This is a genomic window from Segeticoccus sp. (assembly GCF_035708005.1).
In genome coordinates this window covers 1-10,955 of sequence record NZ_DASSTI010000048.1, presented here as the reverse complement: position 1 = coordinate 10,955, position 10,955 = coordinate 1, and the positions used below count along the sequence as shown (strand labels likewise).

Sequence of the window (10,955 nt, the reverse complement as noted above, 5' to 3'; positions counted from 1 at the left end):
CGTGGCACGAGCTCGCCGCGGGGGACCTCCGAGGGCGCCTTCGACGACGCGCAGTCGGAGCGGTATGACGTCGCCGCCGCCCTCGAGTACGCCGAGTTCGCCGACGACCCCCCGCTGCCGCGGCGCTGGTTGGTGGGGTGGTCCTTCGGCACCGACCTGGCCCTGATGTACGGCGCCGACCCGACCGTCGAGGGCGCGATCCTGCTCAGCCCGCCGTTGAAGCACGCCCGCGAGGAGCACCTGAAGGCCTGGGCCGACCTCGGCAAGCCGGTGCTGGCGCTGGTGCCCGAGTTCGACGACTACCTGCGGCCGGCCGAGGCGACCGAGCGGTTCGCCGCCCTGCCCCAGTGCCGGGTCGTCGGGGTCGACGACGCCAAGCACCTGTGGGTCGGGGAGACCTACGTCCGGCGGGTGCTGAACGAGATCGTGCAGGCGGTGCTGCCCGGGCACGCACAGCTGCCGACCGAGGTCCCCGCCTCGCTGGTGGTGGGCTGATCGGCTCCCGCATGGATCGTTGTCTGCGATCGTGGTGCGCTTTTGGCCGCTCTGGCGACCAGAAGCGCCCGACGATTCGGGGCAACGATCGTGCTGGCCCGGCTCAGGCCCGGCGCTGGCGGGGGATCAGGACCTCCTCGTAGATCAGCAGCAGCCCGGCGGCCACCGGGATCGCGAGCAGGGCCCCGAGCACGCCGAGCAGCGTGCCGCCGGCCAGCGCCGCGACGACGGTCACGGCACCGGGCACCGACACCGTCCGCTGCATGATCTTGGGCACGATCACGTAGTTCTCGATCTGCTGGTAGACGACGTAGTAGACGGCCACGATGATCGCGGTCTGCAGGCTGCTGAACAGCGCCACGACGAAGACCAGCAGCGCCCCTAGTGTGGCGCCCACCATCGGGATGAGCCCCAGGAACCCGACCACGACAGCCAGCACCGCGGCATACGGGATCCCGAGGATGGTCATCATGATCCAGCTGCACACCGCGTTGATGGCGGCGACGGCCGCCTGGCCGATGGCGTAGCTGCCGGCGCGCCGCATGATCTCCTCCGACAGCGACGCGACGCGGGGACGCCGGGAGGCGGGCACCATGGCGTAGGCGGCGTGCTTGACCCGCGGCAGTGAGGCGAGCAGGTAGAGCGTGAGGATGAGCACGGTGAACGTCGAGAACAGCCCGCTGACGAGCGCCTTGCCGGCCCCGAAGACGCCGCCGGCGACCGTGCTCACGAACTGCCCGTCGGTGACCCGCTTCTGCACCTCGGCACGGACCTTCTCCGCGATGTCGTAGTGCTGGTCGAGCCGCTGCACCAGCGGGGTGTCGAGCAGGTTGTCGACGTACGTCGGCGCGTTCGTCGCCAGCTGCGTGGCCTGCTGCACGACCGGCGGCACGACGAGGAACCCGATCGCGACGAACGCCACGATCACCCCGAGGAAGACCAGCGTCACGGCGAAGGACCGGCGCACCTGCCGCTTGGTCAGGGACTCCACGATCGGGTTGAGCGCCAGCGTCAGGAAGAACGCGACGAGCAGCAGGGTCAGGACGGTCGCCAGCCGGGTGACGCCCTGCACCAGCCCGTAGGCCACGAGCACCCCCAGCGCGCCGACGAAGCCCACGTAGAACGGCGAGCTGCGGCTGAGCGGTCGCCCGAGGTGGCCGAACCGGTCCACGTCGTGGTCGGCGACGCGGGTGGCGCCTGTCCCTGCGCTCTCGCCCGGCGCGGCCCCCTCCGCCTCAGTGGTATGCCGAGTGCTCGCCTCGTCCGTGCCGTCGGTCCATGGCGCCTCGCCCCCTTGGCCCCCGGCGCCGAGGTCCGGACCCGGCTCGGTGTCCAGGTCCGGGTCACGGCGGCGGTTGCTCTCGCGCAGCGCCGCGCGCTGGCGACGCCGGTAGTCCGACCAGGACTGCAGCACGTTGCCCTCGGGCTTGTTCAGGCGAAGGCTGCGGGGGCGCATCGATCGTCTGCTCACGCGGGCAATTGTCGCCCACGGCGGGGTGGTACCGGTGCATCCGTCCACAGGCAGGTGCCCGTGGTCAGTGGCCGACCTCCTCCGGCTCGTTGTACCAGCGCACGCGCTCGCCGACCTTGGCCCGCGCCTTCCACCGCATGCTCTTGCGGCAGGCGTCGGCCGCCCCGCGGATCGTCCTCGCCTGCTCCACCGGGTCATGCCGGGTGTTCTCGGGCACGAGGTGGGCGAGGGAGCCGCCGGCCAGCTCCACGATGCGGTCGAGGTTCCGGGTGACCGTGCGCCACCATCCCCAGTCGTTGCCCACGACCTCGGCCACGCGGGCGAGGCTCAGGGACCGGTCCGCGTCCTCCGGCGTCACCGGGAAGGCGGACAGCAGGTAGACGCTGTCCTGCACGTCCTTCTCGTTCTGCTCGACGACCTGCAGCTTGGACAGCAGCAGGTCCGTCACCCCCAGCGTGTACGGCGCCTGCCCGAGGCGGTGGCGGAAGTCCAGGGTGTGGCACATGGTGAGCTCGTTCATGATCACATCGACCCCGCGGGTGCCGTCGGGGGTGCGGAAGTACATCTGCCGGTCCCCGTGCAGCAGGTTGAACCGCTCGTCGCCCACGAACCCGAGCCGGCCGAAGACGTCGGTCACCTCGCGCTGGAACGGCGACGCCGACGCGAAGTCCATGTCCTGGTCGTCCCGGGCCCGGGGCGGGTAGTCGGGGGTGAGCACCCGAACGGCCAGCCCGCCGAGCAGCCGCAGCGGCACGCCGGCCGCGGCGGCCGTCTCCACCACCTCGATCGCCTGGGCGACGACCGGGTCGTTGTCGAGGGGCTCCATGTTGTTGTGCTCGCCGGTCTCGCCGGTGGTGCTGTGGTCCCTGTCGTCGCTCGTGGTGCTCACTCGACCGGGATCTCCTTGTAGAGCACGTCCAGGTCCAGACCCTGTCGACGGCGCCAGACCTTGGCGACCACGTAGATGACGATCGCGAGCAGGTACATCGCCCCCATGAAGATGAGCGAGGTGCTGTTGTTGACGCCGTAGACCGAGTTCGTCAGCCACTCGTAGATGTTCCAGCCCATGAAGGCCGCCGCCAGGACCGCGCACACCGTGACGAGGGGGACGCCGGCGAGGCGGTACCGCGCCACCGGTGAGTTCTCGAACAGGTCCGGTTTGCGCCAGGGCAGGATGGCGGCGGCCACGAGCGACCCGAAGAAGGTGATGGCGATGACCAGCGTCGCGTCGAGCACGAAGGTCTTGAACTCGTTCGTGTAGGCGTAGAGGGCACTGACGACGAAGGCCGGCACGAGCATCAGCAGCAGGCCCCAGACGGGGACGTGGTGGCGGCTGGTCACGCTCGAGAAGCGCTCCGGCAGGATCCGGTCGAAGGCGACCGCGAAGATCACCCGCGTCGAGGAGAGGAACAGCGTCCCCACCCAGCCCAGGAACCACGCGCCGAAGGCGAGGATGAAGATGGCGCGCAGGGGTGCGGTGGGGATCAGCAGCGACACGAGGAACGGCGGGTAGGACCAGACGGGGATGGTCGGGGCGACGGTCGAGCCGAACACGGCGGACTCGTAGTTCATGTTGGCGCTGTTGAAGAAGTCCCACCCGAAGGTCCGCTGGGCGAGGAAGAAGAAGATGATCGCGATGAGGAAGACGCTCCACAGGCCGCTCATCATCCCGCGGACGACGCCGCGGAAGTCGCTGGCACCCCTGACCTCGCCGTAGAGCGTGGCACCCCAGGTCGGCCACAGGATCCAGAAGCAGAGGATGGGCGTCAGCAGCATCGAGTGCTGGAAGAACGGGGTGATCCCCGGGTGCGTGGGAGCGACGTAGCCGTTGCCCTTGGCGGCGACGCTGATCGTGCGGTGGTAGACGTCCCCGTGGGCGTTGAAGAGGTCGTGCGCGCCGGCGTTGAACGCCGAGATGAAGGTGCCCCGACTGGTGAACAGCATGATGAGGAACATGATCAGCAGGGCCAGGCCGCCGAGGAAGAAGCAGAAGCGCTGGACCCGCGCGTAGCCGCGCATGCCCAGGCCCACCAGCAGCGCCGCGAGTGCGATCGTCACGATGCAGGTGACGAAGATGCCGTTGTCACTGCTGAGCCAGGAGACCGCGGCGGTGCCGCCGAAGACCGCCGCGATCGGTTGCAGGATCTCGACGTCGAGGATGTTGGCGTACACCGGTGTCCAGTACCAGAGGATGAACCACCACCCGGCGACGGACAACACGAAGCCGAGGCCCGGGGTCAGGATCCGGCTCTGCCAGACGTAGTCCCCGCCGGCTCGGGGCATCACCGAGATCAGCGCGGCGTAGGCGAAGACGAGGAACGACACGAAGATGACCGTCACGATCAGTGCCGGGATGACCTCACCCTGGGGGATGAAGGGCAGCGCGGCGATCGAGAAGAAGAAGCCGAGCGTGACGAAGTTGACGGAGAAGTGCGAATAGAGGAAGGCGTCGAACCGCGACCACCCCTTGACGAGTCCCGTCGCGTTGCGGAGGAACAGCGTCGGGGTCTCGATCCGTGTGGGAGGTTCCGCCTCTTTGAAGGTCATTGCTCCTCCTGAACTTCATCCGTTGACGAGGACATAGCTCTTGACCTTGGCCTTCTTGCGGTCCAGCGTCACGAGGGCACCCTGCAGGATGCCCTGCTCGTAGCTGCTGCCCGGGTTCAGCACGAGGGTGCGCCCGGACCGCTTCACGCCGCGGCTCTCGTGGATGTGGCCGTGCAACCCCAACAATGGCTGCACCCGCTCGATCGCCTCGCGCACTGCCTTCGACCCCACGGGAACCGGTGCGCCGCCGCGCGCGATGCGCAGGTCGTCGTCGAGCGCGGGCGCCTCGTCGAGGCCGCTGCCGTAGGGAGGTGCGTGGAAGTTGAAGATCGCCCGCGAGGGGTCGGACAGGTGGGCCGTGGCCTCCTGGAGCCGTCGACCGAGGTCCTCGTCGGGCACCTCGCGGAACGTGTGCCACGGCGTCGGGTTGGTGAATCCCATCGACACCATCTCGAAGCCCTCGAGGTCGATCGGGGCGTCACCGCTGGTCTCCACGACGTGACCGGTCTGCTGCAGGATCGGGTCCAGCTCGAACATGTCGTCGTTGGCCGGGCAGACGACGACCCGGTGCACCCGGCCCCGGAGCTTGTCGTCGGCCATGTCGAGCCAGCGCTGCGTCTCGCGCAGCATCACCTCGGTGAACCGCCGGTCGAGGGCCGCGCTGTCAGAGCTGAGCTCGGCATACTCCGCCTCGCTCATCTGCTGGGGGTAGTAGCCGCGGTTGCGGACCTTGCGCTCGACCTCGGCGACCTCGTCCAGCGTCGTCAGTGACACCCGCTCCCCGAACATGGTGGTCTCCCACCCACGGGCGTGCTTGACGATGGGCACCATGGCCTTGCCCGTGATGTCACCGCCGACGATGACCACGTCCGCCTCGTAGAAGGGCCCGGCATTCAGGAACTTGCGCCAGCAGGTTTCCGACCCGTGGATGTCGGTCACGAAGAAGAGCTTGAGGTCCTTGGCCATTCTCCGGCTCCTGCGCGAGCCTGCCCGGTTCCCGGACGCGGACGGACCGTTACTCGGTCACTCAGTGGGCCCGTCATACGGCCTCCTACCGGCACATCAGCAGAAACGATTCTAGCCGTGCCCGGCCCGGGGAAGCCGTGAAAAAGACGAAAGGTGGCCGGGCTGCCGCTGGCCCGTCTCAGCCGTGGTCCATACCGGGCATGCCGTCCATGCCGGCTCCCTCTCCCGGGCGGGAGTCGCCGCGGCTGCCGGCGGTCTGGCCGGGGCGGACGACGACGAACTGGCCCATCATCCCTTCGTCCTCGTGCCGCAGCATGTGGCAGTGGAACATGTAGGGGGTGTCGGGATCGGCGTAGTCGGTGAAGTGCAGCAACAACCGGTAGGTCACGCCCTCGCGAAGGTAGACGGTGTCCTTCAGCCCGGACAGCTCCGGCGGCGGGGGAGCCCCGTCGACCGACAGCACGCGGAACTGCACGTCGTGCACGTGGAAGCTGTGCGGCTCGCCGCCCTCGTTGGTGACCGCCCAGGTCTCGGTGTCGCCGACCTGCACCACCTCGTCGATGCGCGACATGTCCATGCTCTGGTCGTTGATCTGCCGGCCGGAGAGCTCGAAGGTCCTGGTGCGGACCGAGTCGGCGGCGGTGCCCACCTCCCGCAGGTTCTCCGGCGCGAGCGTTCGCGGCACCTCAGGCGAGGGGGTCAGCCGGTCGGCCGCGCGCAGCTGCAGCACGTCGAAGGAGTCCGCGCCCCCGGAGAACCGCGCCCCGATGGCGTTGATCCCCAGGTCCGGCGGACAGCTGCGCAGCACCCGCCGCTCACCGGGGCGCAGAGTCACCACGATGTTGGCGCGCTCGCCGGGCGCCAGCTGGATCCGGCGCACCCGCTGGCTCTTCGGCAGCAGCCCGCCGTCGGTGCCGATGAGCGTGAACGCCGAGTCGTCATCGAGGCCGAAGTCGTAGACCCGTTTGGTCGAGGCGTTGAGCAGCCGCAGCCGCACCCGTTCGGTCGTCACGTCGAGGTGGGGTCCGACCGTGCCGTTGACGGCGATGGTGTCGCCGAGCTCGGAGGACGTCAGCCGTCCTGAGCCGTTGAGTGACTTGTCCTGCACGATGACCGGCACGTCGTCGACGCCGTAGCGGTGCGGCAGCGGCAGGCTCTCGCTGCGCCGGTCGTCGAGGATGAACATCCCTGCCAGGCCACGGTTCACGTGCTCCTCGGTCTCGCCGTGCGGGTGTGGGTGGTACCAGAGCGTCCCCGCCGGCTGGTCGATCCGCCAGTTCGGCGACCAGGTCTGCCCCGGTGCGATCGGCTGGTGCGGCCCGCCGTCCATGCGTGCGGGCAGGTGCATCCCGTGCCAGTGCACCGTCGTGGTCTCCGGGAGGGCGTTGCGGACGTGGACGAGGACCCGCTCGCCCCGTTCCGCCCGCAGGGTGGGGCCGAGGTAGTCGCCGTTGAATCCCCACGTCGGAGCCGGGTGGCCGGTGCCGAAGTCCGTCGTGCCCTCCCGTGCGGTCAGCTCGAAGACGCGTCGCCCCTGGGCGTCCAGGTGCGACGTCGCCAGCGGCGGTATGCCGAGTGGCCGCGTGAACGAGACCTCTCCCGTCGTGTCGGTGCTCGCCCGGGACCACACGAGCGCCGCCCCGCCGACGACGAGACCGATGGCGAGGACGACGACGGCACAGACGCTGATGATGAGCGTGGCAAGGCAGCCCCGACGGCGTGGCATGACGAATTCCCCCGAACGGCGTTGGTGATGGTGTGCCGTTCCACCATCAGGCCGGTCCGGCGGCAGGGGAACCCTTCTCGGGGTCGGCTCAGGGTCAGCGTGGGTGATCGTTCAGGGCGGTACCCCATCACCGCACTGGCGACGTGGTGCCACACACCACGTCGTCGGTGGGTCGGGCGGGCCTAACCTGTCGGGATGGTCCGCCGGGGAGAGCAGGTCCGACCGCCGACGCTCGTCGTGGTCGGGGGCCTGCCGGCCACCGGCAAGACCACGGTGGCGCGAGCGGTGGCACGTGGGCTGCGCGCGGCATACCTGCGGATCGACACGATCGAGACGGCAATCACGCGATCGGAAGGACGGTTCGCCGACCGCAACGGCTGGGAGATGCCGCCCGGCTACGTCACCGGATACGACCTGGTCGCTGACCAGCTGGGGCTCGGGCTCGACGTCGTCGCGGAGTCGGTCAACCCCTGGTCGGAGACACGGAACGCCTGGCGTGATGCCGGACTGCGTGCGGGTGGGCAGGTCGTCGAGGTGGAGGTGGTCTGCTCTGACGTCGTCGAGCACCGGCGCCGGGCCGAGGAGCGCGAGGTGGACATCGCCGACCTGACGAAGCCGGGCTGGGCGCAGATCTGTGCGCGGGAGTACCACCCGTGGGACCGCGAGCACATCGTGGTCGACACCGCTGTCCTCGCTCCCGAGGAGGCAGCCCGGCTCATCCGCGCGACGGTCGAGGGCTGAGGCATACGGGCGGCCCCGGCCCACCCGGCACTGACGACCCCGTGTGTGGCGTTTCGGCCCGGGCAGGGGGCGCGACACGCCACACACGGGGTCGTCGGTCGAAGGTGGGGCGGCGCCGGGCCGGCTACGCGTGCGCCGAGGCGGCCGGCTCGACCAGCTCCACGAGCACGCCCCCGGCGTCCTTGGGGTGCACGAAGTTCACCCGGGACCCGGCGGTGCCCCGGCGAGGCACGTCATACAGGAGACGCAGGCCGCGGGCACGCAAGGTGTCGGACACGGCCTCGATGTCCTCGACCCGGTAGGCGAGCTGTTGCAGCCCGGGTCCGGAGCGGTCGAGGAACGTCGCGATCGTCGACTCCGGCGACAGCGGCGCGAGCAGCTGCACCTGGGCGCCGCCGTCGCTGCCGTCACCGGCGCGCATCATCGCCTCGCGCACGCCCTGCTCCTCGTTGGCCTCCTCGTGGGCGAGCGTCATCCCGAGGGTGTCCCGGTAGAAGGCGATCGCCTCGTCCAGGTCCGGCACGGCGACGCCGACGTGGTCGATGGCGGTGAACAGGGACGGGGACGGCGCGGGTGCGGGGCTCATGGGGCCCAGCGTAGGCACGGATACAGTGAGGGAGGAGACCAGCATGTGGACCCGACAGGGCTCACGAACGGACCGTTGGAGGCCGCAGACATGAGTGACAGCACATCCGTCATCGTCGCCGGAGCCCGCACCCCGATGGGGCGGATGCTCGGCTCGCTCAAGGGCTTCTCGGCCGCTGACCTCGGTGGGTTCGCGATCAAGGGAGCGCTGGACCGGGCCGGGGTGCGCGGCGACCAGGTCGACTACGTGATCATGGGGCAGGTCCTCACCGCCGGCGCCGGGCAGATCCCCGCTCGGCAGGCCGCGGCCAAGGCCGGGATCCCGATGGACGTCCCCGCGCTGACGATCAACAAGGTGTGCCTGTCCGGACTGGACGCGATCGCGCTGGCCAGCCAGCTGATCCGCGCCGGCGAGTTCGAGGTCGTCGTGGCCGGCGGCCAGGAGTCGATGACCAACGCCCCGCACCTGCTGCCGAAGAGCCGCGAGGGCTACAAGTACGGCGACGTGACGATGCGCGACCACATGGCCTACGACGGGCTGTGGGACGCCTTCACCGACCAGGCGATGGGCAGCCTGACCGAAGACATGAACAAGGCCGATCAGGAGTTCAGCCGCGAGGAGCAGGACGCCTTCGCCGCGCGCAGCCACCAGCTCGCCGCGAAGGCGTGGAAGGACGGCTTCTTCGACGAGGAGGTCGTGGCCGTCAGCATCCCCCAGCGCAAGGGCGACCCGATCGAGTTCAAGACCGACGAGGGTATCCGGCCGGACACGACGGTGGAGAGCCTGGCGAGGCTGCGTCCGGCCTTCCGCAAGGACGGCACCATCACCGCCGGCTCGGCCTCCCAGATCTCCGACGGTGCCGCCGCCGTGGTCGTGATGAGCAAGGCCAAGGCCGAGGAGCTCGGCCTGACCTGGCTGGCCGAGATCGGCGCGCACGGCGTGGTCGCCGGGCCCGACTCCAGCCTGCAGAGCCAGCCGGCGCACGCCATCGAGCAGGCCTGCGCGAAGGAGGGCATCGCCGTCTCCGAGCTCGACCTCGTCGAGATCAACGAGGCGTTCGCTGCCGTCGGGCTCGCCTCGACCAAGCAGCTGGGCATCGACCCCGACAAGGTGAACCCGAATGGTGGCGCGATCGCCCTCGGCCACCCCATCGGTATGTCGGGTGCTCGCCTCGCGCTCACCCTCGCCCTGGAGCTGCGTCGCCGGGGCGGCGGCGTGGGCGCCGCTGGCCTGTGCGGTGGCGGTGGCCAGGGTGATGCCCTGATCCTGCGCGTGCCCTCCGCCTGACGTGGCGCGCGCCGTCGACGTCCCCGCCCTCGTCGAGGCGGCCCGGGCGGGGTCGCCTCGCGCGGTCGCGCGGCTGATCTCGTTGGTGGAAAACGCCCACCCGGCGCTACGCCAGGTGATGGCCGCGCTCGCACCGCACACCGGCAACGCCCACGTGCTGGGCATCACCGGCAGCCCGGGGGTGGGTAAGTCGACCTGCACCAACGCGCTCGTCTCCGCGTTCCGCGAGCGGGGCAAGCGGGTGGGCATCCTCGCGGTCGACCCCTCCTCACCGTTCTCCGGCGGGGCGCTGCTCGGCGACCGGATCCGGATGAGCGACCACGTCCTCGACCCGGACGTCTACATCCGCTCGATGGCCAGCCGCGGCCACCTCGGTGGGCTGTCGTGGAGCACCCCGCAGGCGCTGCGAGTGCTCGACGGAGCCGGCTGCGACGTCATCCTGCTCGAGACCGTCGGCGTCGGGCAGAGCGAGGTCGAGGTGGCCGGGCTCGCGGACACCACGCTGGTCCTGCTCGCCCCCGGCATGGGCGACGGCGTGCAGGCCGCCAAGGCCGGGATCCTCGAGATCGGCGACGTCTTCGTGGTCAACAAGGCCGACCGGGAGGGCGCCGACGTCACCGTCCGCGACATCCGGCACATGATCAGCCTCGGCGAGCGCCGCGCGGCGGGGGACTGGCGGCCGCCGGTCGTCAAGACCGTCGCCGCCAAGGGGGAGGGCGTCGACGAGGTCATGGAGGCCATCGACAAGCACGTCGCCTGGATGCAGGAGCACGGCGTGCTGCGCGAACGGCGGGTCAAGCGGGCCGGCGACGAGATCGAGGCCATCGCGATCCGGGCCCTGCGCTCGCGGATGGGCGACCTGCGCCAGGGCAAGGGTGTCGACGATCTTGCCGAGCAGGTCGTCGACGGCCGCACGGACCCCTACGCCGCTGCCGACACCGTCGTCGACGCGCTCACCTGACCGGCTGCCTCCCCGGCCCGGCCGATCGTCGTCACGGATCGATGTGCCGTTCTGGTCGTGGTGGCGGCCGTCACGGCACAACGATCCGGCGCCACGATCGACGCGGTCCGGCTCGGGCGCCACGTGGTAAGGGCGGCCCTCCGGTCGGGTTCGACGGGCCTAGAGTCGAGGCATG

Annotated in this window: 10 protein-coding genes; 4 read left to right on the top strand and 6 right to left on the bottom strand. The window is 70.2% G+C overall.

Translation table 11 applies throughout. The features are described from left to right. Positions 1-495 (top strand): alpha/beta hydrolase (locus VFL99_RS05690; protein ID WP_414713721.1); only part of this gene is annotated, 495 nt, incomplete at its 5' end. Between the two features lie 103 nt (positions 496-598). On the opposite strand, the gene VFL99_RS05685 is transcribed toward VFL99_RS05690, so the two are convergent. The 5 genes from VFL99_RS05685 to VFL99_RS05665 all read right to left on the bottom strand — a co-directional run bounded on the left by VFL99_RS05685 (position 599) and on the right by VFL99_RS05665 (position 7,205). Then, positions 599-1,966, bottom strand: a complete 1,368-nt coding sequence (locus VFL99_RS05685; RefSeq protein ID WP_325105365.1) for an AI-2E family transporter — start codon at positions 1,964-1,966, stop codon at positions 599-601. 64 nt (positions 1,967-2,030) lie between these two features. Then, complete coding sequence (locus VFL99_RS05680) at positions 2,031-2,855, bottom strand: hypothetical protein (protein WP_325105364.1); 825 nt, start codon at positions 2,853-2,855, stop codon at positions 2,031-2,033. Then, complete coding sequence (locus tag VFL99_RS05675) at positions 2,852-4,513, bottom strand: APC family permease (protein ID WP_325105363.1); 1,662 nt, start codon at positions 4,511-4,513, stop codon at positions 2,852-2,854. The genes VFL99_RS05680 and VFL99_RS05675 overlap by 4 nt, the downstream gene beginning before the upstream one ends. A gap of 15 nt (positions 4,514-4,528) precedes the next feature. Continuing rightward, positions 4,529-5,479 (bottom strand): metallophosphoesterase family protein, encoded by a 951-nt coding sequence (locus VFL99_RS05670; RefSeq protein ID WP_325105362.1) that lies wholly within the window; start codon positions 5,477-5,479, stop codon positions 4,529-4,531. A gap of 178 nt (positions 5,480-5,657) precedes the next feature. Further along, the gene (locus tag VFL99_RS05665) at positions 5,658-7,205 is read right to left on the bottom strand and encodes a multicopper oxidase family protein (RefSeq protein WP_325105361.1); all 1,548 of its coding nucleotides are present in this window, start codon (positions 7,203-7,205) and stop codon (positions 5,658-5,660) included. 195 nt (positions 7,206-7,400) lie between these two features. Between VFL99_RS05665 and VFL99_RS05660 the strand changes: the two genes are divergently transcribed. Further along, positions 7,401-7,946 carry a P-loop nucleotide/nucleoside kinase family protein gene (locus VFL99_RS05660; protein ID WP_325105360.1) on the top strand — a complete coding sequence of 182 codons (546 nt, stop codon included), beginning with the start codon at positions 7,401-7,403 and terminating at the stop codon, positions 7,944-7,946. A gap of 124 nt (positions 7,947-8,070) precedes the next feature. Here the strand turns inward: VFL99_RS05660 and mce are convergent, their stop codons facing one another. After that, complete coding sequence (mce, locus tag VFL99_RS05655) at positions 8,071-8,532, bottom strand: methylmalonyl-CoA epimerase (RefSeq protein WP_325105359.1); 462 nt, start codon at positions 8,530-8,532, stop codon at positions 8,071-8,073. Positions 8,533-8,622: 90 nt separating this feature from the next. Here mce and VFL99_RS05650 point away from each other — a divergent pair, with 90 nt between their 5' ends. Then, complete coding sequence (locus tag VFL99_RS05650; protein ID WP_325105358.1) at positions 8,623-9,819, top strand: acetyl-CoA C-acetyltransferase; 1,197 nt, start codon at positions 8,623-8,625, stop codon at positions 9,817-9,819. Between the two features lies 1 nt (position 9,820). Then, positions 9,821-10,780 (top strand): methylmalonyl Co-A mutase-associated GTPase MeaB, encoded by a 960-nt coding sequence (gene meaB, locus VFL99_RS05645; protein ID WP_325105357.1) that lies wholly within the window; start codon positions 9,821-9,823, stop codon positions 10,778-10,780. Positions 10,781-10,955 lie beyond the last annotated feature (175 nt).